Source organism: Pseudomonas sp. FW215-R2 (assembly GCF_058789255.1).
Genome location: NZ_JBYTBO010000020.1, coordinates 14,788 through 39,658 on the forward strand (window position 1 = coordinate 14,788; position 24,871 = coordinate 39,658).

Sequence of the window (24,871 nt, forward strand, 5' to 3'; positions counted from 1 at the left end):
TCCTGACCACTGTCTCTGATCACCCGAAGGGGAACAGTTTATGAGCAGCATGGAAATCGGTTTGTTGATGGTGTTGGGTATCAGCTTTTTCGGCTTCATCACCTTGGGCATCGACCTGTTGCGGGCACGACGGATCAAGGGCAAGTAAGGCTTGATCGGCAGCGCGAAGCGGGTTCGCGCTGCCGGTCGTTCATCAGGTTTTCTTTTCCACCGGGACGCAGATTTCCAGCTTGCCGGTATTGGTTTTCGGATTGAAATCGGCGCTGTAGCGTTCCAGCTCCGGGGCGTTAAGACCCTTGTATTCGGAGGCCGGCAGCCAGGTTTTGTAGATGTATTCAATGGTCTGCGGCAGAAGATCCAGCGAACCCTTGTGTTCGAATACCGCGTACTGGCGCGGGAGGACTTCGATCCACGGATACTTTTCCTGCGGGAAGTCATCCAGCTTGCGGATTTCGACCCCGGCCATGTAATCGAAACCGCCGTTGCCGTCGAAATTGCTGCAAACGCCGTAGGTCACTTCGCCCTTCTGACCCGGAATATTTCCGATGTGCGGGATCAGTTTCTCCCACAGCGCGGGGATGTCCTGGACGGTCTCTTTGGTAAAGCGATCGCGAAAACCTGCAATCAGCAGGAAGTGTCCATGTTCGAAGCGAGGTTCAGCCACTTCGACGCGTTTTTGCTCATCCATGACTCGACTCCTTGGAACGAAAAAAGTGGGTTCGGCTGGGAGTATAGAAGCCAAACCCGATTCGCACATTTACAGCGTGTGCAGGGCGTCGACGGCACCGGAACCGACGAACTCGTTATAACCGGATACGATCACGTAGACCGCGAAATAGCAGAAGATCGCCGCCGATGCCATGTAGGAATAGCGCAGCAGTTTGTCACCCAGCAGTTTGCCGCCATGGCTCGCCGCAAAGCACAGACCCGCCGACCACAACAGCCCGGCACACAGGAAGCCGCCAAGGAACAGCGCCGAACTGAGCGGACCGCCGCCACCGGAACGGGCGATCAACGTGCCACCCACCGCCGCGAACCAGAGGATGGCGCTCGGCGACGACATGGCGAGAAAAATCCCACGGAAGAATTCCTTGCGATGGGAGTTCTGGCCGACCTCCGCCGTCTCCGCCAAGAGCGCTTCGTGGTGGATCGCCGAATAGATCATCTTCGCCGCGAAGTAGATCAACAGCGCCGAACCGCCGATCCACAACACCCAGCGCACGGTTTCGTATTGCAGCAGAACGGTCATTCCGGCCAGGGCAAGAACGGCGTAGATCAAGTCGCCGACGCAGGTGCCGAGGCCCAGCGCGAAGCCCTGAAAATAGCCGCGCTGCATGGCCAGGGTGATCATCGCGATGTTGGCCACGCCGATGTCCAGGCACAGCGAAAGGCTCAGCAAGAAGCCGCTGGTGAATTCCATTAACCGTTTTCCTTGGGAAAAAATTGTTGTCGTGCACGCTGGACAGTCTGCCATCGCTGCCCTTATCTTCCGCCACAGGTCACCGCAGTGACCAGCGTCGCTCGGACGGTTCCGGGCGCTTACGTTATCCGAGGCAACAATGGCTGAACAAGGTTCGCCGCGCCGCTTTGCGCGCATAGATCGACTCCCCCCTTACGTTTTCAACATCACTGCCGAGCTGAAGATGGCCGCCCGACGTCGTGGCGAAGACATCATCGACTTGAGCATGGGCAACCCCGACGGCGCCACGCCGCCGCACATCGTTGAAAAACTGGTGCAGGTTGCACAACGCGAAGACACCCACGGTTACTCCACGTCCAAGGGCATTCCGCGCCTGCGCCGGGCGATTTCCAACTGGTACAAGGAACGCTACGAGGTCGATATCGACCCGGAAAGCGAAGCCATCGTCACCATCGGTTCCAAGGAAGGCCTGGCGCACCTGATGCTGGCGACCCTGGATCAGGGCGACACCGTGCTGGTGCCGAACCCGAGCTACCCGATTCACATCTACGGTGCCGTGATTGCCGGCGCCCAGGTGCGGTCGGTGCCGCTGGTGCCGGGCGTGGACTTCTTCGACGAGCTGGAACGGGCGATTCGCGGCTCGATCCCGAAACCGAAGATGATGATCCTCGGCTTCCCGTCCAACCCGACCGCGCAGTGCGTGGAGCTGGATTTCTTCGAACGGGTGATCGCCCTCGCCAAACAGTACGACGTGCTGGTGGTGCACGACCTGGCCTACGCCGATATCGTCTACGACGGCTGGAAAGCCCCGTCGATCATGCAGGTGCCGGGCGCCAAGGACATCGCGGTGGAGTTTTTCACCCTGTCCAAGAGCTACAACATGGCGGGCTGGCGCATCGGTTTCATGGTCGGCAACCCGGAACTGGTCAACGCCCTGGCGCGGATCAAGAGCTACCACGACTACGGCACCTTCACCCCGCTGCAGGTCGCTGCGATTGCCGCGCTGGAAGGCGATCAGCAATGCGTGCGCGACATCGCCGAGCAGTATCGCCAGCGCCGCAACGTGCTGGTCAAGGGCCTGCATGAACTGGGCTGGATGGTCGAAAACCCGAAAGCCTCGATGTACGTCTGGGCGAAGATTCCCGACGCCTACGCGCACCTCGGCTCGCTGGAATTCGCCAAGAAGCTGCTGGCCGAGGCCAAGGTCTGCGTCTCGCCGGGTGTCGGCTTTGGTGAGTACGGCGACGATCACGTGCGTTTCGCGCTGATCGAGAACCAGGACCGGATTCGTCAGGCCGTACGCGGGATTCGCGGGATGTTCCGGGCGGATGGCCTGGTCACCAAGTAACAGCCTCCGCAACCTGATCGTTCCCACGCAGAGCGTGGGAACGATCCAGGCACAAAAAAACCGCATCGCTGCGGTTTTTTTGTGTCTCGCGTTCGAGGTTAAACGAACAGCGACAGCAGCAGGATAAAGCCCAGCGCAACCACCGACAGGATGGTTTCCATCGCGGTCCAGGTCTTGAAGGTTTCCGCCACGGTCATGTTGAAGTACTGCTTCACCAGCCAGAAACCGGCATCGTTGACGTGGGACAGGATCAAGGAACCGGCACCGGTGGCCAGCACCAGCAACTCACGGTTCACGCCCGGGATCATCCCCACTACCGGCACCACAATGCCCGCGCCAGTAATGGTCGCCACAGTGGCCGAACCGGTCGCGATGCGGATCACCGCTGCCACCAGCCACGCCAGCAGGATCGGCGAGATCTGCGCGCTGACCGCCATGTGGCCGATCACGTCGCCCACACCGCTGGTCACCAGCATCTGCTTGAAGCCACCACCGGCACCGATGATCAGGATGATCGCGGCGGTTGGCGCCAGGCTCGCATCCAGCCATTTGAGCATCTGCTGAGAACCGATGCCCTGCTTGGCGCCGAAGGTGTACAGCGACAGCAGCAAGGCCAGCAGCAGCGCCGAGATCGGGTGACCGATCATGTCCATCCAGGTACGGAAGAAATGACCGTCCGGCAGCGCCACGTCGGCGAAGGTTTTCAGCAGCATCAGGAACACCGGCAGCAGCACGGTGACCAGGGTGATGCCGAAGCTTGGCAGCTTGGCCGAATCGGTTTCACGGGCCAGTTGATCAACCAGTTCCTGGTTCGGATGACCCGGGATGTGCTTGGCGATGAACGTACCGAAGATCGGACCGGCAATGATGGCGGTCGGCAGCGCGACGATCAGACCGTAGAGAATGGTCTTGCCGATGTCAGCACCGAACACGCCAATGGCCAGCAGCGGGCCCGGGTGCGGTGGCACCAGGCCGTGCACGGCGGACAGGCCGGCGAGCAGCGGGATACCGATCTTGATGATCGACACACCGGTGCGGCGGGCAACGATGAACACCAGCGGAATCAGCAGCACGAAGCCGATTTCAAAGAACAGCGGAATGCCCACCAGGAACGCGGCGAACATCATTGCCCACTGCACGCGCTCTTTGCCGAACGCGCGAATCAGGGTCTGGGCGATCTGATCGGCACCGCCGGATTCGGCCATCATTTTGCCGAGCATGGTGCCCAGCGCGAGAATGATGCCGACGAAACCGAGCACGCCACCGAAGCCGTCCTGGAACGCCTTGATGATGGTGCCGATCGGCATGCCGGACGTCAGGCCGAGGAACGCGGCGGCGATGGTCAGGGCAATGAAGGGATGGAGCTTGAACTTGGTGATCAGGACGATAAGCCCGATCACCGTGACCACTGCATCAAGCAGCAGGTAGGCGTCATGGGACATGCCAAACATTGGGGGTGTCTCCTGGTTTGTTGTTGTTATTAAAGCGGGTTAATCAGAAGTCGAAAGGACAGCGCTATCTTCGCAAACACGCTCATATCGCCTGTTTCAGGCCATGGGCCTGCCACCAGACGTGGGCTTGCGACGCCAGTTCTTCAACGCTGTGGATCGAAGCATTCAGGGCCAGGGTCAACGGCTCGCCCTTGGGCGATTCGAGGGTGGCGAACTGGCTTTCGATCAAGGTGGCCGGCATGAAGTGGCCCGGACGATGGGACACACGTTCGGCGGCAACTTCCGGCGTCAATTCGAGGAACACGAAGCCCAGGCCCGGCAAGGCGCTGCGCAGACGTTCGCGGTAAATGTGCTTGAGGGCCGAGCAGGTCAGCACCGGGCGTTCGCCCAGGGCATCGACGCGGCGCAGTTCATCGCACAGGCTGTCGAGCCAGCCGGCACGGTCTTCGTCGTTCAGGGGGATCCCCGCGCTCATCTTTTCGATGTTCGCGGCCGGATGGAAAGTATCGCCTTCAATGGCAGTGGCGCCGCTCAATTGGCACAGGGCCTCGCTGACGCACGTCTTGCCGCAACCGGCAACGCCCATGATGACCAGGGCGGTGATGGGATGATTCATGAAACACCTCAGCGCGCAGACAGCGCTACCTTTGCTAACTATGACTCTAGTGCACAGGCAGAAATTGCCGACGCCTTCTTGTCGTTTTTTTGGGTTGCAGCAGGTTGGGTCCCAACGCCAAAAAGCGAGGATCAGGCAGGACCTCGCTTACGCATTTGCAGCTGCATAAGGACAGCGCTACCTTAGTGCCTTGATTTTTGTTTGGCAAGCCGCCCGATGACCACCCCTAAAAACGATAAAAACACCCGCACCACCGGCCGTCCCACCCTCAATGAAGTCGCCCGGCTGGCTGGCGTCAGTCCGATTACAGCTTCTCGCGCCTTGCGCGGGGTCAGCACCGTCGCCACCGAACTGGTGGAAAAAGTCCAGAAAGCCGCGCTGGAACTCAACTACGTGGTCAACCCCGCCGCCCGCGCCCTGGCCTCGGCCCAGAGCCATTCAGTGGTGGTCCTGGTGCCTTCGCTGGCCAACCTGTTGTTCATCGACACCCTGGAAGCCATTCATCGGGTGCTCACGCCCAAAGGCTTCGAAGTGCTGATCGGCAACTTCCACTATTCCCGCGATGAAGAAGAAAACCTGCTGCGCAACTACATGGCTTATCAGCCACGGGGTTTGCTGCTGACCGGTTTCGACCGCACCGAAACATCGCGGCGGATGATCGAGGCCAGCAACATTCCCTGCGTGTACATGATGGAACTGGACAGCGCCGCCGGAGTGAACTGCGTCGGCTTCTCCCAGCTCAGCGCCGGGGAAACCGCCGCCGAACATTTGCTGTCCCGTGGCCGCAAGCGTCTGGCGTACATCGGCGCGCAGCTCGATCAGCGCACCCTGCTGCGCGGTGAAGGTTTTCGCAAAGCGTTGCAGAAGGCCGGTCGCTACGACCCGGATCTGGAAGTGCTGACCCCGCGTTCTTCGTCCGTGGGCCTGGGTGGCGAGTTGTTCCTGCAACTGCTGGCGGCGCATCCGGACGTCGATGCGATCTTCTTCGGCAACGACGACCTGGCCCAGGGCGCCCTGCTCGAGGCCCTGCGCAACGGGATCAAGATCCCCGAGCAAGTGGCGATCCTCGGCTTCAACGACCTGCCGATGTCCGAGCACATGGTGCCGCGCCTGAGCAGCATCAACACCCCGCGTGAGGCCATCGGCCGGCGTGCGGCGGAACAGATGCTGACCCTGATGGCCGGCAACAGCGTGGCGCGACCGGTCGAGGACATGGGCTTCGAACTGAAAATCCGCGAAAGCACCTGACCTCCGCGTTCGGCTCTGGAAGGGACGCGGAGCGTCCCGGGCTGCGTTCCCACGCAGAGCGTGGGAATGATCACCGGCCGAGTATTTCAACCAATGCCGCCGCCCCCTTCTGCAACGGCTGGCTCTTGAGCCACACCGCGTGCACCGGCAGCACCAGACCGTTCTCGATGTTGCGGAAGTTCAGCCGTTTCAATCGCCCCGAATCGAGCCACGGCTGCACCACCGACAACGGGAAATTGCCCCAGCCCAACCCCGCCTCGACCATCTCCAGCGCCGTCTCCAGGCTGTCGGTGCGCCAGTGGGATTCGGCCACCAGCGGCCGGGTTTCGCTGATCGGCAAGTCGCGACTGCCGACAACGATCTGCCGCACATGCACCAGATCTTCGAGAAACAGATCCTGCCCCTGCAACAGCGGACTGTCCGCCGCCAGCGTGGCGATCATCCGTTCACTGCCGACAAACTGAAACCGCTCCAGCACGTTCACGCTCAACCCGGCGAACGCCAGGCACACGCTGATCCGGCCGCTGTGAAGCATCGCCAGCACGTCATCCTGCGGCGCGGTCAGCACTTCGATGTCGAGCAGCGGGTGGCGCTCACTGATGTCCTTGATCGCCGCCAGCAAACGTCGCCGGTCGATATCCGCCGCCACGCCAATCGACAACTTGCTCTCCAGCCCCAGCGACAACTGCACCGCATGCACCTGCAATTGCTTGAGCTGATCGGCGATCAGTCGCGCATGGGGCACCAGCGACAGCGCCATCGCCGTGGGTTGCGGTTCGCGGTGACTGCGATCAAACAGCGGGTAGCCAAGTTCGGCCTCCAGATTGCCGATGGCCATGCTCACCGCCGACGGGACTTTGCCCAATGCCCTGGCTGCGGCGGAAAACGAGCCGCGCTCAATCACTGCGAGAAACAGTTCGATGCTTTCGCTGTTGAAATTCACATCATCTACCTATCAATAAAACTGAAAGCTACTGACTTTTTCTGTCATCACCATTGAAGCTATCTTTCGTCGCCTTCGCCAGCCCCGCTGGCCACCAGTCGCAAGAAAGAGGCAATTCCCCATGCAAGGCGCCAAACGCAAACTGGTCTACGTGTCGCTCTATGAAGTGATCGGCATGACCTTCTCGGCCCTCGGCCTGGCCCTGTTGTCCGGCACCTCGCCCGGCAGCACCGGCCCGCTGGCGGTGATCATCACCACCATCGCCGTGACCTGGAACTTCATCTACACCTCGCTGTTCGAGCACTGGGAAAGCCGTCAGGTGTCGCGCACCCGCACAGTCAAACGCCGTATCGCCCACGCGGTCGGCTTTCAATTGACGCTGATCGTGTTCCTGATTCCGCTGATCGCCTGGTGGATGAATATCAGCCTGGTGCAGGCCTTCCTGCTGGATCTGGCGCTGATCGTGTTCATCCCTTGCTACACCTTCGCCTTCAACTGGCTGTTCGATAAGGTGTTCGGTTTGCCGGCCTCGGCGCTGCCGGATCCCGTGCCCGCAGCATGAATCGCTAATTGGTAAGCGGATATTGCAAGAAATCGGCGGTTTTCCCGTACCAACCGCCGATATAAACAATCCTTGATTTCCGATAGCAGGCTAAGCTTTTCCATCATAAAAAAATGGATCGGCCCATGACTGCACACGCCCCCGCCGCCGCGCAAAGCGATGGCATCGACCCGATACGCGCCGCACAGGTTTCCGCCCGCATCGACCGTCTTCCGGCGGTCGCCACGATCTGGCGGCTGGTGGCGCTGTTGTCGATCGGTGGTTTCTTCGAACTCTATGACCTGTTCCAGACCGCCTATATCAGCCCCGGCCTGATCCGCGACGGCATCTTCGCCACCGGCAATCAGGGCGTGTTCGGGTTCTCCGATCAAGCCGCGTTCGCCTCGGCGACGTTCCTCGGGTTGTTTCTCGGCGCCAGTCTGCTCAGTCCGTTGGCGGATCGTTTCGGACGGCGGGCGATCTTCACCTTCGCGCTGGTCTGGTACACCGTGGCCACGGTGCTGATGGGCGTGCAGAGTTCGGCGCTGGGGATCATCTGCATGCGTTTTCTGGTGGGCATCGGCCTCGGCATCGAACTGGTGACCATCGACGCCTACCTCTCGGAACTGGTGCCCAAACGCATGCGCAGTTCGGCGTTCGCCTTCGCGTTTTTCGTGCAGTTCCTGTCGGTGCCGGCGGTGGCGCTGATGTCCTGGTGGCTGGTGCCGCAGGCGCCGTTCGGGGTGTCCGGCTGGCGTTGGGTGGTGCTGGCCAGTGCGGTGTTTGCGCTGTTCATCTGGTGGCTGCGCAAACGGCTGCCAGAGTCGCCGCGCTGGCTGGCCCAGCATGGCCGCTTCGATGAAGCGAACCGGATTCTCGATGGCATCGAGGCGCGCTGCGAGAAAGATCACCGTCAACCACTGGATGCGCCGGAAGCCGTGGCCGTCGACGTCGAAGGCAAGGGCCGTTTCGCCGATATCTGGCAGCCACCGTACCGGCGCCGGGCACTGATGCTGATCGTCTTTCACATCTTCCAGGCCATCGGTTTCTTCGGCTTCGGCAACTGGCTGCCAGCGTTGCTTTCCGGTCAGGGCGTCAGCGTCACCCACAGTCTGATGTACGCATTCATCATCACCCTCGCCTACCCGCTCGGGCCGTTGCTGTTCGTCAAATTCGCCAACCGCTTCGAGAACAAGTGGCAGATCGTCGGCTCAGCCTTGGGCGCCATGACCTTCGGCACCTTGTTCGCGTTGCAGACCAGCGCCTTCAGCCTGATCTTCTGCGGGGTGATGATCACCTTCTGCAACGCCTGGCTGAGCTTCAGTTATCACTCCTATCAGAGCGAACTGTTCCCGACCAACATCCGCGCCCGGGCGGTGGGGTTCTGTTACTCGTTCAGTCGTTTGTCGACGGTGTTCAGCAGCCTGTTGATCGGTCTGTTCCTCGACCACTTCGGCACACCGGGCGTACTGGCGTTCATTGTCGTCAGCATGTTGATCGTGATGCTGACCATCGGCTATTTCGGCCCCCGCACCCGCAACCTGGCGCTGGAAAACATCGCCCATCGCTGACGGGCAACGGTCATCTTCTGCCGCCGGACGGCAAAGGATGACCGCTTCCGAAAACCGTAAATTCCTTAATCTGCTGAATTCATGAGACTTATTCTGACGGCACGGTAATTGCTGTTTTACCGCCGACAGCAATTACCACAAGGTCCTTCATCATGTTGGTCAGTTCGAAACAGGCGAATTTGATTCATCTGCCCAAGCGCATCACCGAAGACGCCACCGCTTCGGCGGCTGCCGGTCTGCAAGGCGGGCTCCACGGCGCGATGCTGCAATCGCTGCAAAACCAGGCGCAGGCGCAAACCACTGACGCCACCAGTCAGATTCGAAGCTCGGCCACGCAACTCGCCACCCAGCAAGTCAACGAAGCCACGCGCATCAGCGACAACGTCGATGAAGCGTTCGCCAAGACCCGCGTCGGCCTGCAGACTTCTGACGCTTCGCAGACCAAGGCCACCGGCACTTCCGCCACCGACGAGTTCAAGGACTACATGAGCAAGTCGCCGGAACAGCGTCTGCGCGACAGCATCCTCAAGGAAATGGGTTTGACCGAAGACGACATCAAAGCCATGCCGCCAGAGAAACAACTGGCTGTCGGCAAAGAGATCGCCCAGCGCCTGCAAGACAAGATGCAACTGGCGCAGTCCGATAAAGAGAACCCTAACGACGTCAAGGACAGCGACAAGATGGCTGACAAGTTCCTCGCTTCGCTCTGACGCTCATCGCTCTGAAGGGTGGCGCAATGAAAAAAGGATCCCCACGGGGATCCTTTTTTTTCAGCCGTAAACCGTCAGTTCAACTGCAACGTCTCGTTGAACTGGCTGATCGCATCCACCACATGCCGCGAGCCCTGCTGAATCTCGCGGATCGCGTCGCCCGCCTCGTTCGCCAGTTCCACCCCGAGCCCGGTGCGGCTCAGGCTCGACTGCATGCTCGACACCGCACTCAGTGACAACTCATGGTTCTTGCGCACCACATCGACGATCTCCAGGGTCGCCTGACTGGTCCGCGCCGCGAGGCTGCGCACCTCATCCGCCACCACCGCAAAACCGCGTCCGTGCTCACCCGCCCGCGCCGCTTCGATGGCCGCGTTGAGTGCCAGCAGGTTGGTCTGGTCGGCAATCCCGCGAATGGTCTGGACGATGGTGCCGATGATGTCCGACTGCTTGCTCACCGCATCGATGCTCAGTGCCGCTTCGTTGAGGTCGCGGGAAATGTCCTGAATGATCTGCACCGTCTGCTGCACGACCTGTGAGCCTTTTTGCGCGCAGGCGTCGTTTTGTACCGAGGTGCTGTGGGCCGATTCCGCAGCGGTCTGCAAGGTGGTCATCTGGTGGGTGATGTCGCTGGCGAACTTCACCACTTTGTACAACCGGCCCTTGGCATCGAACAACGGGTTATACGAGGCTTCGAGGTAAACGGTCTGCCCGGACTTGTTCTTGCGTTCGAAGCGGTGCGAGTGATATTCGCCGCGATTGAGCGAGGCCCAGAACGCTTTGTATTGCGCGGATTCGGCTTCGGCGCGATGACAGAACAGGCTGTGATGATGGCCGACAATTTCGTTGAGCGAATACTGCATGGTCTTGAGGAAGTTGTCGTTGGCCGAGATCACATTGCCTTCCGGGGTGAATTCGATCACGGCCATCGAACGGCTGATGGCGGCGAGCATGCTCTCCTCTTCTTTTTCCTTGTTCACGCGCGCCGTGATGTCCGACGCCACTTTGATCACGCTTCTGACTTGTTTGTCCGGGCCATACACCGGCATGTAACTGGCCTCGAGCCAGATCTCCTGACCGCGCTTGTTCAAACGCAGGAAAGTCCCGCTGAGCGGTTCACCACGGGCCAGATCACGCCACAACTTGGCGTATTCCTCGCTGCGGTAAAACGCCTCTTCGCAAAAGACCCGGTGATGTTTGCCACGCACTTCCTCGGCGCTGTAACCCATGGTCTTGCAGAAGTTCTCATTGGCATCCAGAACGATGCCCTCGGGGGTGAATTCGATCATCGCCATCGAACGGCTGATCGCCTCCAACTTGGCGTTGGCTTCAGTCAGGGCACAACTGAAGCGTTCGATTTCCTGCAGGTCAGCCTTGTGATGTAGGTTGAACATGTCTCTATCACCTTCCGCGCGGTCTTTTGATTTGATGAAAGTTCAGGTCTTTCAGAATCCACCACTACGTTCCACAGAACAGGCACACGCATTCCTCCACAGGAGGAAGTTGTCAGGTGATCAACGATGATTAATCAAAGAGTCCATGCAGCGACGCTCTAATCAAGACATCCTTCTCTTGATAGCCCGCGGGCGGGCCATTCCTAACGTGCAGAAGAACTTCCATTTAAAAACATGCTCCTTGTCGGTTCAGTGTCGGTGCCTTGGATTGCGCACTCTGGCAGCTTTGTTCATGACTAACCGATTGCCGTCGAGGCGCATTGGATGGCGGTCGACATAGTTAGTTACGTGTGAGCATAGACAGCGCAAAGCCTTGCGCAAGGCCACTAGTCGGCCAGTACCACGGGGAGTTTGGACAAAAAACGGACAAGAATCGGTTCAGCGGGCGGGATGTTTGTTGCCATTGCGATAGACTCGCAATGGCAACTTTTGAAACTACGCAATTATCGGATAAGTACTACAGACTGCCACTGACTTTATTTGCCACTTCACCCGGCACCCACGACTTCCAGACTTGCGGTTGATCGCGCAGGAAGGCTTCGGCGACCTGACGTGGCTGCTGACGTTTCTCGCTCATCCCGGCCAGGGTCTGGTTCAGCAGATCGATCGGCAAATCGACCTTTTCAAAGAACGTCACCAGTTCCGGATACTGCGCCTTGAACGGTGCCGACACGCCAATCGCCAGGCTCGCCGGCATCGAGCGGGTGCCTTTCGGATGGGGGTTGTTGGCGTCGGCCAGGGTTTTCCAGGCTTCGGCGTCGAACGGTGGCTCTTCCAGCTTCACCAGTTTGAAGCGACCGAGCAACGGTGTCGGCGACCAGTAGTAGAACAGCACCGGTTTGCCACGCTTGATCGACGACGCCACCTCGGCATCCAGCGCCGCGCCGGAACCGGTGCGGAAGTTGACGAAGCTGTCGTTCAGTGCATAGGCCTTGAGCTTCTGGCTGTTGACGATTTCCGAGGTCCAGCCGGTCGGGCTGTTGAGGAAACGCCCGCGACTCGGGTCTTCCGGGTCCTTGAACACATCCTTGTAGCGCGGCAGGTCGGCCACGGATTTCAGCTCCGGTGCCAGCGGTTTGATCCCACGCTCGGGGTCGCCCTTGATCACGTATTCCGGCACCCACCAGCCTTCGGTGGCGCCCTTCACCGTGTCGCCGAGGCCGAACACCTTGCCTTCGGCGGCGGCCTTGACCCACGCCGGACTGCGCCCGGCCCACTCTTCACCGATCACTTGAATGTCGTTTTTTGCCAGCGCCGCTTCGAGGCTGACGGTGCTGCCCGGCAGCGTATCGGTCGGGTAGCCATAACCTTTTTCGACGATCAGGCGCAGCACTTCGGTGATGAAACTGCCGCTTTCCCAGGTGATGTCGCCGAAGTGGATCGGCGCGGTTTTTTCCGCTGCCACGGCGTGGCCGGCAGTCAGGGTCAGGGCCAGCAGCGAACTGCCGAGCAGGGTTTTGATCGATCTCATGCGGACCTCTTGTTCTGGGAGGAAATCAGGGTTTGGTTGGCGCTGTGGCGGTTGCACAGGGCCTGGGAACGGGTCATGTACATGCTTACCGAACGCTGGGAGATGCCCAGTTCGGCAGCGATTTGCGGGTAGGTCAGGCCGTCGATGCGCGCCAGCAGAAAGGTCGAGCGGACTTTGCCCGGCAGGCGCTGGAGCGTCCGGTCCAGATGCTTGAGGCTCTGCGACAGATCTGCCAGATCTTCGGGAGACGGCGCGTGATCGAGGTCACTCTGTTGCAGTTGATGCAGATGCCGACGCTCCAGATCGCCCCGCCGCCAGCGCTCATACAGCAGCCGCTGGGCGATGGTGGTGAGCAACGCGCGGGGTTCGCGGATGGCGGTCAGGCCCGGTGCTTCGAGCAGTTGCGCGAAGGTTTCGGCGGCGATGTCTTCGGCGCTGGCTGCATCATTCGATTGCCGGCGCAGACGTGTGCACAACCACTGGTAATGGTCGCGAAACAACGTATTCACATGATTGCGATGGGATGAGTCGGCGCCGGACATGGGGGCTCCTTGGTCAAGGGTCGCTGAATGTCCGGTCGTCCGGTGGCGCGATCCTAGCAAGGTGCCTTATGCGTTAAAAATACTTAAAAAGAATTTTTATATTCTATTAGTGAATTAGTGGAAATCGCTAACGCAAGCGGCCGTATCCCAGTTCTTCGGCCTCGCGTTGATAGTCCAGCAGGACGAGGTAATCGCTTTCGCTGGCAGGCAGGACTTCGGGCAGGCCGAGGATGCGGGCAACGTCGGGCAAGTCTTGAAGGCTGCGGTTCATCGCCCGGCGCAGCTGTTCGATCTGCGTGTCCGAAGCACTGGCGACGGTGATGAAAGGCAAGGTTGGGCTGAACGCACTGCGCGCCACCACCCGCAAGCCATTGACCTCTTCGGCGGCGTGCTGCGCCAGGTAGGCAAAGGTCACGCTGTCGATGGCCGCCAGATCGGCGCGATCTTCGCGCAACCAGCGCAGGCTTTCGCGATGGCCGCCACTGAGGCCGACCGAAGCGAAAAACTGACCGTCCCGCTGCAACGGCGCCAGACGCTGGCGCAACAGGTTCATGCCGCTGTTGGAGTCCTCGCTGTTGATCACCCCGCGACTGTCGAAGAACTCCGCCAGACTGCGGCGCGGATCATCGGCGCGGGCAAGGATCAGACTGCAATGATTGCCGGCAGTGGCATCCGGCAATTCGTAGCGCGGACGGCCGACAATCCGGACCTGGCCACGCAGCGCGGTCATCAGCGGATAGCCGCAGGTCTGGGTCAGCAGCAACTGCGGCGACAGCCAGAGGTCGGGCAGCGACAAGCCTTCGGCCTTGAGTCGCGAGCGGCCCAGGTGATCGAGAATCCGCGCCAGCCACTGTTCGTTCGCCGCGCGGATCGGCTCGGGGGCGATGTACATCAACAGCTCTGCGTAACCTGACGTCATGGTGGCCTCAAATAAACGGATGCTGCGGACTGTCGATCGGTTTGATGCCGTGCCGGCGCCACAGTTGCCCATAACCCTGCACCAGAAATCCACCGCTGCGCGCGACCCATTGCTCCCGGCGCATGCGATAGGCCGTGGGCAAGTCGTACCACGCCAGCTTCGGCAAATCGTGGTGCACCAAATGGAAATTCAGGTTCAGGAACAGCCAGCGCCACGGCCATCCGGCTTCGTTGAGCACTGTGCGTTGTTCCGGTTGTGCGTGCGGCCGGTGTTCATAGTAAGAGCGAACCATCGCAATCGACAGCGCCGGCACGCTGATCAAAAACAGGTAATGCCCCACCGGCAATACGCTGTAGCGGGCGATGAAAAACAGCATCAGCACGGTCAGGGTTCCGTGGGTCAGCCACATCAGCCAGGCCTGGCGTTCGCCGCTTTTCAAGCGTTGCAGTTGTTCATTGGCCAGCGCCAGCAACGCCAGCGGTGCGCCAAGAATGAATCGGCCGAGCACGGTCTTGTTCAGCCAGTGCAGGCTGCGTTCGAGCAGCGAACTGCCGTGCCAGCGCTCGGCGCTCAGGTAACGGCTTTCGGGGTCGACGCCGGGGATCGTCAGGTCCTCATCGCGATGGTGCTGCAAATGGCTGTCGCGATAGAGCGTGTACGGATACCACACCGCAAACGGCGCGTAGCCGAGGACTTTGTTCACCGAAGTCCAGCGCGTCGGATGACCGTGGAGCAATTCGTGCTGCACCGACAGCCACAGCACCAGCAACGGAATCAGCAGCAGCGTGCTCCACCAGAGGCCCAGCCATTCGCTGCCCAACACAATCGCGAACCAACCGGCATACACGCCGATCAGCAACAGCCAGGTCGGCCAGTCGGTGCGGGCGGTGAAGCGTTGGCGCAGGGCTTCGATCTGTTGGCGATGGGCATCGTCGAAATAATGGGGCATGGCGTGGCTCGGAACGAGGGTCTGATCGTTCTGTGCAACACCAGCGGAAAATCTTGCAGATTATTTTTGCGAGGTTTTTACGGGCGAGACAGGAGCCTGGGAACCAGGCTCCTGAAGGAGGTGATCAATGACCGAAGATGTCGACTTTTTTCGCCCTTTTCTCGTGGCGTTTCTCGATGGCGGTCTTGGCCGGTTTCTTCTTCGCGGCTTTCTTCGAATCCATACCTTTGGACATGATGCGTACTCCACTCAGAGGGGATGTGAGATCAGGTATACACCTATCCCGGCGAGCACGTTGTTTTATAATCCGCGGCTTTTGCACCGGCAGTCCGATTCATGACCGACATCCGTTACAGCCAGCTCGACGACCTGTCCTGGCCCTTGATGAACAAGTTCTACCGCCAACATCAATCGTCGATGAAAGCGGTGCGCGAGGCGCAATTGTGGGTGGCAAGGCGCGAGGAAATCGTGGCTGCTTTATGTCTGCGACTGGTGTCAGGCGGGTATTGGCTGACCGGGTTGTTCGTCGACCCGACCTGCCGCGAACAGGGTATTGCCGCGCAATTGATTGCCGAAGCGGTGAAGGACGTCGAGGCGCCTGTCTGGTTGTTCTGCCACCCGGACCTGCGCGGTTTCTACGAACGGCGCGGCTTCACTTTCGACCCCGCCCTGCCCCAGGCGATGGCCGAGCGCTTGAGCCGTTATGCGCGGAGCAAGCCGATGATTGCCATGGAGCTTGCGCCGCGCGCGGACTAGTCAGTCGTCGGCGTTGGGGTCGAGATCCGGGAACATCACTTCGGTGTAACCGAACTTGCTGAAATCGGTAATGCGCGACGGGTACAACCGCCCGATCAGGTGATCGCACTCGTGCTGCACCACCCGTGCATGGAAGCCCGAGGCCACGCGCACGATCGGCTGCCCCTTGGGATCGACACCTTCGTAGCGGATCTGCTGATAACGATCTACCGCGCCCCGCAGGCCGGGCACCGACAGGCAGCCTTCGAAGCCCTCTTCCATCAAGGGACTCAACGGCGTGATCAGCGGATTGATCAGGATCGTCTGCGGCACCGCTTCGGCGTCCGGGTAACGTTCGCTGTGCTCGAAGCCGAAGATCACCAGTTGCAGGTCGACGCCGATCTGCGGCGCGGCCAGGCCGACACCGCCGACGCTTTCCATGGTCTGGAACATGTCGTCGATCAGTTGCCACAGCTCAGGGCTGTCGAGCATCTCGGCGGGCACCGGCGGGGCAATGCGCAGCAGGCGTTCATCGCCCATCTTCAGGATTTCACGGATCATGATCAGGCTTCGTCTGTGTTCGGGTTGAGCGAATGATCGCGCCCAAGTCCGGAAACGTGTTGTTTGGGATGTTCATCGAGTTCGCCGGGGACTTTCTCGCCCGGGTCCTTGCCCTCGCTGGACATGTGTTCGATCACGGCATTCATCTCCGCGCCCAGCAACAGCACGGCAGCGGAAATGTAGAAATACAGCAACAGCACGATGATCGCACCGATGCTGCCATACATGGCGTTGTAGTTGGCGAACGTCTTGACGTAAAACGCGAACCCCAGAGACGCGATGATCCACACCACCACCGCCAGCACCGAGCCCGGGGTGATGAAACGGAATTCCTGTTTGACGTCGGGCATCACGTAGTAGATCAAAGCGACGGCGACCATCATCAGGATCACGATCACCGGCCAGCGGGCGATGGTCCATACGGTGACGATGAAGTCTTCCAGCCCGACCTGCCCGGCGATCCAGCCCATCACCTGCGGCCCGAGCACCATCAGCGCGGCAGCGGCCAGCAGCATGCCGGCAATGCCGACGGTGTAGATGATCGACAGCGGGAAGCGCTTCCAGATCGGCCGGCCCTCGACCACGTCGTAGGCCGCGTTCATCGCGCTCATCATCAGGCGCACACCGGCGGACGCGGTGTACAGGGCGACGACGATACCCACGGACAGCAGACCACCCTTGGATTGCTGCAACTGGTCGATCACCGGGTTGACCTGCTCCAGCGCCTGGGGCGGCAACACCAGCTCCGATTGCAGGCGCAGCCAGGAGAAGAAGTCCGGCAGGTGCAGGAAACCGATCAGGGCAATCAGGAACAGAATGAACGGGAACAGCGAGAACAGCATCTGGTAGGCCAATGCCGAGGCATAGGTCGACATCTCGTCGTCCATGAACTCGGTGACGGTGCGCACGATGACCCGGTGCAGGGGCAGGCCTTTCATGTCGGGGAAAATCATTCGCGTCTCCTTTCGCCGCAAAACAGGTTGAAGTCGTGGCGACTCAGGGGCCGTTTTTCTCTCATCAAAGTAGCTTACTTGGCGACTTTGAAACACTGTGATCCGTGACTGTATGTGAACGGGACACGAAAACGGCCATCCTTGGATGGCCGCTTTGTTGTTTCGTTCAAGGCTGGATCAAGCCTTGTCGACGCCTTTCTTGATCGCGTCCTTGGCTTTGCCCACCGCTTGCTGGGCCTCGCCTTTCTTCTCTTGCAGTTTGCCTTCGACTTGCAGTTTGGTGTTGTCGGTGGCTTTACCGATGCCCTGCTTGACGTTGCCGACCGCTTCGTTGGCCATGCCTTTTACTTTATCGCCTGTGCTACTCATGGTGTTTCTCCTTGGTGCATTGAAGGGGAAAAGTCAGTACGTAACGATTGACTGGCCCGGTTTGCGCCAAGTTTCATTTATTTTCAGGGCTTCATTTCGTCGCGGCGTGCAGGTTGCGCTTTATGTTTGCGAGCGTAGCCCCGAGAATGCCCACCATAAGGGCGCCAGGCGCCACAGAACCGATCCCGCAGGAATGTTATGAAACTCGATAAAAAGCAGGCCATCGCCCGTCGCAACCAGGAACTGGGCGGTGCCGTGCTCGGCACCAACAACTGCCACTTCGCCGAACTTAACCGCAACCGCAACATCTGGTGGTTCGATCTGCCGGTGTCGCGCCTGGCCATCGGTCAGTACGAGTGGATTCACCTGTTGATGCACACCCCGGCCACCGACGAGCTGCTGCACTTGAAAGTGCCGACCGTGTTTCTGCGCGAGAAGCTCGAAGGCCTGGTGATCCGCAACGAAGGCAAGCGCAAGGCAGCCCTGAGCCTGGAACTGAGCGCCGACAAGGACTCGTACCTGCAGGACATGCGCCCGGCAGGCACCAACGTGAACTTCGCGCCGTTCCGTCAGTAATCGATTCCTGCACCAACAAAAAGCCCCGCATCTGCGGGGCTTTTTATTTTATGCGGCGTTCTTCGCCTTGATCTTCTTCAGCTCTTCGTCGCGCAACTCGCGACGCAGGATCTTGCCGACATTGGTGGTCGGCAGCGCATCGCGGAATTCCACCGAACGCGGCACCTTGTAGCCGGTGACGTTGGCGCGCATGTGCTCCATCACCGTTTCCTTGGTCAGCGTGACGCCTGGCTTGGCGACGATAAAGATCTTGATCGCCTCGCCCGACTTCTCGTCCGGAATACCGATGGCCGCGCACTGCAACACGCCCGGCAGGGTCGCCAGCACGTCTTCCAGTTCGTTCGGGTACACGTTGAAACCGGAGACCAGGATCATGTCTTTCTTGCGATCGACAATGCGCATGTAGCCGTCCGGCTGAATCAGCGCGATGTCACCGGTCTTCAGCCAGCCTTCGCTGTCGAGCATCTCGTCGGTGGCTTCCTGACGCTGCCAGTAGCCCTTCATCACTTGCGGGCCCTTGACGCACAGCTCGCCGATTTCACCCAGCGGCTGCTCGACGCCGGCATCGTCGATGACTTTGCACAGGGTCGACGGCACTGGAATGCCGATGGTGCCGATCTGGATGTTCTGGATCGGGTTGACCGTAGCCACCGGGCTGGTTTCGGTCATGCCGTAACCTTCGCAGATCGGGCAACCGGTGACCGCTTTCCAACGCTCGGCGGCGGCCAGTTGCAACGCCATGCCACCGGACAGGGTGACTTTCAGCGCCGAGAAATCCAGCTTGCGGAAACCTTCGTTGTTGCACAGGGCCACGAACAGCGTATTGAGGCCGACGAAACCGCTGAACTTCCACTTCGACAGTTCCTTGACCATCGCCGGCAGGTCGCGCGGGTTGCTGATCAGGATGTTGTGGTTGCCGATCAGCATCATCGCCATGCAATGAAAGGTGAACGCATAGATGTGGTACAGCGGCAGCGGGGTGATCAGGATCTCGCAACCTTCATTGAGGTTGGAGCCCATCAGCGCCTTGCACTGCAACATGTTGGCGACGAGGTTGCGATGGGTGAGCATCGCGCCCTTGGCCACGCCGGTGGTGCCGCCGGTGTATTGCAGCACCGCGACATCGCCGCTGTCCGGGTTGGCTTCGGCGACCGGTTGACCCTGGCCCTTGCTCAGCACGTCGTTGAACTTGACGGCTTTTGGCAGGTGATAGGCCGGCACCATTTTCTTCACGTACTTGATGACGCTGTTGATCAGCAGACGCTTGATCGGCGGCAGCAGGTCGGCGACTTCGGTGACGATGACGTGTTTGACGCCGGTTTTCGGCACCACGGCTTCGGCCAGGTGCGCCATGTTGGCCAGGCACACCAGCGCCTTGGCACCGGAGTCATTGAACTGGTGTTCCATTTCCCGCGCGGTGTACAGCGGGTTGGTGTTGACCACGATCAGCCCGGCACGGATGGCACCGAAGACGGCGACCGGGTACTGCAACACGTTGGGCAGCTGCACGGCGATTCGATCACCGGGCTGCAAATCGGTATGCTGTTGCAGATAAGCGGCAAACGCACCGGACAATTCGTACAGTTCACCGTAGGTGATGGTCTTGCCCAGGTTGCTGAACGCCGGTTTGTCGGCGAAGCGTTGGCAGGATTGCTTCAACACTGCCTGAATATTCGGGTACTCGTCTGGATTGATGTCGGCAGCAATTCCAGCGGGGTACTTATCCTTCCAAAAGTCTTCGATCATGGAAGCCCACTCCTCAGCAACGCGAATTCAGCACCGCATTTGATGCGATTATTATTGGTGTTTGTTTATTGGTGAGTCTGGCTTTTTACAAGGCCGAGAAGTCACAAAGCGCGCCGAGAGTAGCAGCTTTGCCAAGGGTCGACTAGAGCCAAAAGCGGCCCCTACAGTCATTTTCATGACTCAAGAACTACTGGCAGTCATTTTAGAGCAAAAATCCTATAACTCTCTAAAAGCCCCGGAATTCCGGGACAAAAAGCAAAAGATCGCAGCCTTCAGCGGCTTCAAGGAAGCCACCAGAGGCTGCGATCTTCAGGCCTCAACGCGAATGCGTCAGGCGCAGTCATTCAGCGATCAGGCGATATCGCGCAACTCACGCCGCAGAATCTTCCCGACAGGCGTCATCGGCAACGACTCACGCAGCACGATGTGTTTGGGCACCTTGTACGCGGTGAAATTCTCTTTGCAGTAGGCCTTCAGTTCTTCCAGGCTCACGCCGGTTTCCCGCGCCACCACAAACAGCTTCACCGCTTCCCCGGAGCGCTCGTCCGGGACGCCGATCACCGCGCAGTTGGCGACTTTCGGGTGGGCCATCACCACGTCTTCGATCTCGTTCGGGTACACGTTGAAACCGGAGACGATGATCATGTCTTTCTTGCGGTCGACGATGCGCACGAAACCGTCCGGGTCGATCACCGCGATGTCACCAGACTTGAACCAGCCCTCGGCATCCAGCACCTCGGCGGTGGCCTCGGGTTTCTGCCAATAGCCCTTCATGATCTGCGGGCCCTTGATGCACAGTTCGCCGCGCTCGCCCAAAGGCTGTTCGACGCCGTCGTCATTGATGACTTTCAACCGGGTGCCCGGCACCGGCAGGCCGACCGTGCCGATTCGTGACAGATCGCCGTACGGGTTGGTGCAGGCCACCGGCGAGGTTTCGGTCAAGCCGTAGCCTTCGGTGATGCGGCAACCGGTGATCTGCTCCCAGCGCTCGGCGGTGGCCTTGACCAGCGCAGTACCGCCGGAGTTGGTGAGTTTGAGGGTGGAGAAGTCCAGGGTCTTGAAGTCCGGATGATCCATCAGCGCGACAAACAGCGTGTTGAGCCCCAGCAGCGCCGAGAACTTCCAGTTCTTCAGCTCCTTGATGAAACCGCCGATGTCACGCGGGTTGGTGATCAGCACGTTGTGGTTGCCGGACACCATCATGCACATGCAATTCGCGGTGAAGGCATAGATGTGGTACAGCGGCAGCGGCGCGATCATCACTTCCTGCCCTTCGCGCAGCAGTGGCTGGCTATCGCTGCCGAACTGGGCGAGACAGGCGCGAACCTGCTGCATGTTGGCCACCAGATTGCCGTGGGTGAGCATCGCGCCCTTGGCCAGGCCGGTGGTGCCGCCGGTGTATTGCAGGACGGCGATGTCGTCCAGGCCGACCTTCAGCGGCTTGATGCCCAGGCCCCGCCCCATGCGCAACGCGCTCTTGAAGGAAATCGCCTGGGGCAGCGAGTACGCCGGGACCATTTTCTTCACTTTGCTGACCACGGTGTTGACCAGCCAGCCCTTGGCGGTGGGCATCAGGTCGCCCATCTTCGCTTCGATCAGGTACTGGATGTCGGTGTCCGGCAGCACTTCCTGGACCTTCTGGCCGAACATGTTCAGGTACACCAGCGCCCGGGCACCGGAGTCCTTGAACTGGTGACGCATCTCCCGCGCGGTGTATAGCGGGTTGGTGTTGACCACGATCAGCCCGGCACGCAGCGCGCCGAACACGGCAATCGGATAATGCAGGACGTTGGGCATCTGCACCGCGATGCGATCCCCCGGCACCAGATCGGTGTGGGCTTGCAGGTAACCGGCGAACGCGGCGCTGTAGCGCTCGAGTTCGGCGTAGGTCAGGGTCACGCCCATGTTGCTGAACGCCGGGCGATCAGCGAATTTCTTGCAGGAACGCTCGAACACCTCGATCACCGACTTGAATTCACCCACGTCGATGTCCAGGGGTACGCCCGCCGGGCGTTTGTCATTCCAGAAATCAGGTTGCATTGTTCTTGTCCTCTTTACCTGAGCCGATCCGGGGCCGCTTCGCTGTCATTTTTCTCTTGTCCTTGAAAAAGCCGAAAGCAAAAAGCGGGGCTTCACGGACACTAGCAGCTATGGTCATTCAGGCAAATATGGGCGACGTCCTCATTGATCGTGTGAATCTTCCAGCCGTGGCGTGAGCTGATCGGACGCGCTATACAATGCAACCTCTGCTGGCCCCTGCAGCAAAAGCATGCAGCAAAAGGAATAGCCATGATCCACGACACTTTCTGGCTGGACGCGAGTGACCGCAGCCGCCTCTTCATCAACCAGTGGCTGCCGAACGCACCGCTGAAGGCGGTGATTCTGCTGGCCCACGGCATGGCCGAGCACAGCGGTCGTTATGCGCGACTGGCAGAGTCGTTCTGCGCCGAAGGTTACGGTGTGTATGCGCCCGATCTGCGCGGCCATGGCAAAACGGCCGATCAAGGGACGCTCGGGCATTTCGCCGACGACGATGGCTGGTGCAAGGTGGTCGGCGACCTGGCCAGCCTCAACCAGCACATCGGCCAGCGTCATAGCGACGTACCGATCGTGCTGCTCGGGCACAGCATGGGCAGCTACATCGCGCAGGCTTATTTACTGCATCACAGCGCCAGCCTGCACGGCGCGATTCTCAGCGGCTCGAATTTCCAGCCGGTTGCGCTGTACCGCGCAGCCCGGCAGATCGCCCGGTTCGAAAAGCTGCGCCAGGGCGCCAAGGGCCGCAGCGCGCTGATCGAGTGGCTGTCGTTCGGCTCGTTCAACAATAAATTCAAACCGGCGCGCACCGCGTTTGACTGGCTGAGTCGCGACCCGGCCGAAGTCGACAAGTACGCCACCGATCCGCTGTGCGGCTTTCGCTGCACCAATCAGTTGTGGATCGACCTGCTCGGCGGGTTGCAGCAAATCAGCAAAGCGTCCAATCTCGCCCAGATCGACCCGGGCCTGCCGCTGCTGGTGATTGGCGGCGAATGTGATCCGGTGAGCGAAGGCAAGCGTCTGACTGATCTGGCCAATGCCTTGCGCTCGGCCGGCAGCCAGAACCTGCAACTGAAGATCTACCCGCAGGCGCGGCACGAATTGTTCAACGAGACCAACCGCGACGAAGTGACCGCCGATGTGCTGGCCTGGATCGACCAGACGCTCAGCCATCGCCGCCCTCAACGCAGCGAATAATTTTTTTTTGGATTCATTTAATCCGTCACAGGAATTCAGACTCATGACCCAGGTTACCAACACCCCTTACGAAGCGCTCGAAGTCGGCCAGACCGCCAGCTACAGCAAGCACGTCGAAGAGCGTGACATCCAGCTGTTCGCCGCGATGTCCGGCGACCACAACCCGGTGCACCTGGACGCCGAGTTTGCCGCCGCCAGCATGTTCAAGGAACGCATCGCCCACGGCATGTTCAGCGGCGCGCTGATCAGTGCGGCCGTGGCGTGCGAGCTGCCTGGGCCGGGCACCATTTATATCGGTCAGCAGATGAGCTTCCAGAAACCGGTAAAGATTGGCGACACCCTGACCGTGCGCCTGGAAATCCTCGAGAAACTGCCGAAATTCCGCGTGCGCATTGCCACTCGCGTATTCAACCAGCGCGATGAATTGGTCGTGGACGGTGAAGCCGAGATTCTGGCTCCACGTAAACAACAGACCGTTACCCTGCCGACCTTGCCGGCCATCAGCATCGGCTGATCAATCTCGGTTAAATCCGGACACAAAAAAACGCCAGACTAGCTGGCGTTTTTTCTTGGCCCCGAACGCTTAAGAGCGTGCGCGAGCCTGGTTACGCAGGGCTTTCACTTGATCGTGATTGCGTTGCACGCCGTGGTACTGGCGTTCGACCAGATCACGGATGCCCACCAGGTTGTGCTTGTTGATCTTCTCGATCGCTTCACGATAAGCCTTCAGGGCATGGTCTTCACCGCGCTCGGCCTCGTTGAGCACCGCTTCTTCGTCCTTGCCGGTAAACACGGCTTTGACGTCGACCCAGCGACGATGCAGATCGCCGCTGACGCTGGTGGAAGTTTCCGGATCGCCACCCATTGAACGCACGGTCGCCTGCAATTCGGCGGCAGCCGTAGCGCAGTCGGCGGAGCGTTTCACGAACAGGGTTTTCAGTTCAGGGTGTTTGATGTCTTCTGCACAGGTCTTGAACCCTTCCTGACCGTCCTTGCTGGTTTCAATCAGGTCGTTGAGGACGGAGATGGCTTCTTTATTGAGGTCAGTCATTTTTCAATTCCTTGCGTTCGGTGGAAGGTGCAAGGAGTGTTGCAGTGGCCGTGCCAGTTTTTTCTATTGAATTTATTCTTTTATTTTCAATAACTTACTTATAAAGACGAAATCTGTATGCCTGTTATTTGCATGATCTGTCATTTGGCCTGCATGCAGAATGCCTGTATTTTCCAGACTGTTTTGAACTCAGACGATCCGTGCAATGAATCCCGAAAAACTCGAACTGCTGATTACCCGCGAAATGCCCTTCGGCAAATACAAGGGACGGATCATCGCCGACCTCCCCGGCCCGTACCTGAACTGGTTCGCCCGGGAAGGTTTCCCCCACGGCGAACTCGGCGGCCTGTTGGCGCTGATGCAGGAAATCGATCACAACGGCCTGTCGGAGCTGCTTGAACCGCTGCGCGCCAAACATGGCAAACCCGCCCCGCGCCACTGAGGCGCATCCTGATCCGAGTCG

Annotated in this window: 26 protein-coding genes and 1 pseudogene; 10 read left to right on the forward strand and 17 right to left on the reverse strand. The window is 59.8% G+C overall.

The window, feature by feature from the left end:
• Nucleotides 1-193: 193 nt before the first annotated feature.
• The gene (locus AC3WRD_RS23485; protein ID WP_102621309.1) at nt 194-688 is read right to left on the reverse strand and encodes a GyrI-like domain-containing protein; all 495 of its coding nucleotides are present in this window, start codon (nt 686-688) and stop codon (nt 194-196) included.
• Nucleotides 689-757: 69 nt separating this feature from the next.
• Nucleotides 758-1,420, reverse strand: coding sequence for a LysE family translocator (locus AC3WRD_RS23490; protein ID WP_102621308.1), 663 nt, complete (start codon nt 1,418-1,420; stop codon nt 758-760).
• A 139-nt stretch (nt 1,421-1,559) separates the two neighbouring features.
• On the opposite strand from AC3WRD_RS23490, the gene alaC reads away from it, so the two are divergent.
• Nucleotides 1,560-2,768: an alanine transaminase gene (gene alaC / locus AC3WRD_RS23495; RefSeq protein ID WP_102621307.1), complete on the forward strand. Its 1,209-nt coding sequence runs from the start codon at nt 1,560-1,562 to the stop codon at nt 2,766-2,768.
• Nucleotides 2,769-2,866: 98 nt separating this feature from the next.
• On the opposite strand, the gene AC3WRD_RS23500 is transcribed toward alaC, so the two are convergent.
• Together AC3WRD_RS23500 and AC3WRD_RS23505 are read right to left on the reverse strand one after the other, a co-directional pair.
• Nucleotides 2,867-4,219, reverse strand: coding sequence for a GntP family permease (locus AC3WRD_RS23500; protein ID WP_096818205.1), 1,353 nt, complete (start codon nt 4,217-4,219; stop codon nt 2,867-2,869).
• Nucleotides 4,220-4,301: 82 nt separating this feature from the next.
• Nucleotides 4,302-4,835: a gluconokinase gene (locus tag AC3WRD_RS23505; protein ID WP_102621306.1), complete on the reverse strand. Its 534-nt coding sequence runs from the start codon at nt 4,833-4,835 to the stop codon at nt 4,302-4,304.
• Nucleotides 4,836-5,051: 216 nt separating this feature from the next.
• On the opposite strand from AC3WRD_RS23505, the gene gntR reads away from it, so the two are divergent.
• Nucleotides 5,052-6,083 carry an HTH-type transcriptional regulator GntR gene (gene gntR / locus AC3WRD_RS23510; protein WP_096818207.1) on the forward strand — a complete coding sequence of 344 codons (1,032 nt, stop codon included), beginning with the start codon at nt 5,052-5,054 and terminating at the stop codon, nt 6,081-6,083.
• A 70-nt stretch (nt 6,084-6,153) separates the two neighbouring features.
• Here gntR and AC3WRD_RS23515 read toward each other — a convergent pair whose 3' ends face one another.
• Nucleotides 6,154-7,026, reverse strand: coding sequence for a LysR family transcriptional regulator (locus tag AC3WRD_RS23515; RefSeq protein WP_102621305.1), 873 nt, complete (start codon nt 7,024-7,026; stop codon nt 6,154-6,156).
• 121 nt (nt 7,027-7,147) lie between these two features.
• Here AC3WRD_RS23515 and AC3WRD_RS23520 point away from each other — a divergent pair, with 121 nt between their 5' ends.
• From AC3WRD_RS23520 to AC3WRD_RS23530, 3 genes are all read left to right on the forward strand, one after another.
• Complete coding sequence (locus tag AC3WRD_RS23520) at nt 7,148-7,588, forward strand: PACE efflux transporter (RefSeq protein ID WP_102621304.1); 441 nt, start codon at nt 7,148-7,150, stop codon at nt 7,586-7,588.
• 125 nt (nt 7,589-7,713) lie between these two features.
• Nucleotides 7,714-9,138 (forward strand): MFS transporter, encoded by a 1,425-nt coding sequence (locus tag AC3WRD_RS23525; RefSeq protein WP_102621303.1) that lies wholly within the window; start codon nt 7,714-7,716, stop codon nt 9,136-9,138.
• A 152-nt stretch (nt 9,139-9,290) separates the two neighbouring features.
• Nucleotides 9,291-9,848 carry a hypothetical protein gene (locus tag AC3WRD_RS23530; protein WP_102621302.1) on the forward strand — a complete coding sequence of 186 codons (558 nt, stop codon included), beginning with the start codon at nt 9,291-9,293 and terminating at the stop codon, nt 9,846-9,848.
• A gap of 74 nt (nt 9,849-9,922) precedes the next feature.
• Here AC3WRD_RS23530 and AC3WRD_RS23535 read toward each other — a convergent pair whose 3' ends face one another.
• From AC3WRD_RS23535 to AC3WRD_RS23560, 6 genes and pseudogenes are all read right to left on the reverse strand, one after another.
• Nucleotides 9,923-10,462: a methyl-accepting chemotaxis protein gene (locus tag AC3WRD_RS23535; RefSeq protein WP_371320920.1), complete on the reverse strand. Its 540-nt coding sequence runs from the start codon at nt 10,460-10,462 to the stop codon at nt 9,923-9,925.
• 9 nt (nt 10,463-10,471) lie between these two features.
• Nucleotides 10,472-11,242 (reverse strand): annotated as a pseudogene (locus AC3WRD_RS23540) (PAS domain-containing protein); the annotation flags it as partial.
• Nucleotides 11,243-11,759: 517 nt separating this feature from the next.
• A complete protein-coding gene (locus tag AC3WRD_RS23545) occupies nt 11,760-12,773 on the reverse strand; it encodes an ABC transporter substrate-binding protein (protein ID WP_096818220.1) in 1,014 nt (337 codons plus the stop codon).
• Entirely contained in the window at nt 12,770-13,315 is a 546-nt protein-coding gene (locus AC3WRD_RS23550; protein WP_102621301.1) for a sigma-70 family RNA polymerase sigma factor, read from the reverse strand. The genes AC3WRD_RS23545 and AC3WRD_RS23550 overlap by 4 nt, the downstream gene beginning before the upstream one ends.
• A gap of 127 nt (nt 13,316-13,442) precedes the next feature.
• Complete coding sequence (locus AC3WRD_RS23555) at nt 13,443-14,234, reverse strand: phosphate/phosphite/phosphonate ABC transporter substrate-binding protein (RefSeq protein ID WP_102621300.1); 792 nt, start codon at nt 14,232-14,234, stop codon at nt 13,443-13,445.
• A gap of 7 nt (nt 14,235-14,241) precedes the next feature.
• On the reverse strand, nt 14,242-15,183 hold the full coding sequence (locus tag AC3WRD_RS23560) for a fatty acid desaturase (protein ID WP_102621299.1): 942 nt from the start codon (nt 15,181-15,183) through the stop codon (nt 14,242-14,244).
• A gap of 336 nt (nt 15,184-15,519) precedes the next feature.
• On the opposite strand from AC3WRD_RS23560, the gene AC3WRD_RS23565 reads away from it, so the two are divergent.
• The gene (locus AC3WRD_RS23565; RefSeq protein ID WP_102621298.1) at nt 15,520-15,939 is read left to right on the forward strand and encodes a GNAT family N-acetyltransferase; all 420 of its coding nucleotides are present in this window, start codon (nt 15,520-15,522) and stop codon (nt 15,937-15,939) included.
• On the opposite strand, the gene def is transcribed toward AC3WRD_RS23565, so the two are convergent.
• The 3 genes from def to AC3WRD_RS23580 form a co-directional block, all read right to left on the reverse strand.
• On the reverse strand, nt 15,940-16,479 hold the full coding sequence (gene def, locus AC3WRD_RS23570) for a peptide deformylase (protein ID WP_096818225.1): 540 nt from the start codon (nt 16,477-16,479) through the stop codon (nt 15,940-15,942).
• A 2-nt stretch (nt 16,480-16,481) separates the two neighbouring features.
• Nucleotides 16,482-17,432, reverse strand: coding sequence for a YihY/virulence factor BrkB family protein (locus tag AC3WRD_RS23575; RefSeq protein WP_096818226.1), 951 nt, complete (start codon nt 17,430-17,432; stop codon nt 16,482-16,484).
• 177 nt (nt 17,433-17,609) lie between these two features.
• Nucleotides 17,610-17,801, reverse strand: a complete 192-nt coding sequence (locus AC3WRD_RS23580; protein ID WP_096818227.1) for a CsbD family protein — start codon at nt 17,799-17,801, stop codon at nt 17,610-17,612.
• Between the two features lie 198 nt (nt 17,802-17,999).
• Here AC3WRD_RS23580 and AC3WRD_RS23585 point away from each other — a divergent pair, with 198 nt between their 5' ends.
• Nucleotides 18,000-18,377, forward strand: coding sequence for a hypothetical protein (locus AC3WRD_RS23585; RefSeq protein ID WP_007951149.1), 378 nt, complete (start codon nt 18,000-18,002; stop codon nt 18,375-18,377).
• Nucleotides 18,378-18,425: 48 nt separating this feature from the next.
• Here the strand turns inward: AC3WRD_RS23585 and fadD1 are convergent, their stop codons facing one another.
• A complete protein-coding gene (gene fadD1, locus AC3WRD_RS23590; RefSeq protein ID WP_096818229.1) occupies nt 18,426-20,123 on the reverse strand; it encodes a long-chain-fatty-acid--CoA ligase FadD1 in 1,698 nt (565 codons plus the stop codon).
• A 351-nt stretch (nt 20,124-20,474) separates the two neighbouring features.
• Nucleotides 20,475-22,163, reverse strand: a complete 1,689-nt coding sequence (gene fadD2 / locus AC3WRD_RS23595; RefSeq protein ID WP_102621297.1) for a long-chain-fatty-acid--CoA ligase FadD2 — start codon at nt 22,161-22,163, stop codon at nt 20,475-20,477.
• 249 nt (nt 22,164-22,412) lie between these two features.
• On the opposite strand from fadD2, the gene AC3WRD_RS23600 reads away from it, so the two are divergent.
• Complete coding sequence (locus tag AC3WRD_RS23600; protein WP_102621296.1) at nt 22,413-23,357, forward strand: alpha/beta hydrolase; 945 nt, start codon at nt 22,413-22,415, stop codon at nt 23,355-23,357.
• Between the two features lie 43 nt (nt 23,358-23,400).
• On the forward strand, nt 23,401-23,871 hold the full coding sequence (locus AC3WRD_RS23605) for a MaoC family dehydratase (protein WP_044464608.1): 471 nt from the start codon (nt 23,401-23,403) through the stop codon (nt 23,869-23,871).
• A 69-nt stretch (nt 23,872-23,940) separates the two neighbouring features.
• On the opposite strand, the gene AC3WRD_RS23610 is transcribed toward AC3WRD_RS23605, so the two are convergent.
• On the reverse strand, nt 23,941-24,408 hold the full coding sequence (locus AC3WRD_RS23610; protein WP_096818237.1) for a PA2169 family four-helix-bundle protein: 468 nt from the start codon (nt 24,406-24,408) through the stop codon (nt 23,941-23,943).
• Between the two features lie 205 nt (nt 24,409-24,613).
• Here AC3WRD_RS23610 and AC3WRD_RS23615 point away from each other — a divergent pair, with 205 nt between their 5' ends.
• Nucleotides 24,614-24,850 (forward strand): DUF3820 family protein, encoded by a 237-nt coding sequence (locus tag AC3WRD_RS23615; protein WP_003213031.1) that lies wholly within the window; start codon nt 24,614-24,616, stop codon nt 24,848-24,850.
• Nucleotides 24,851-24,871: the final 21 nt, after the last annotated feature.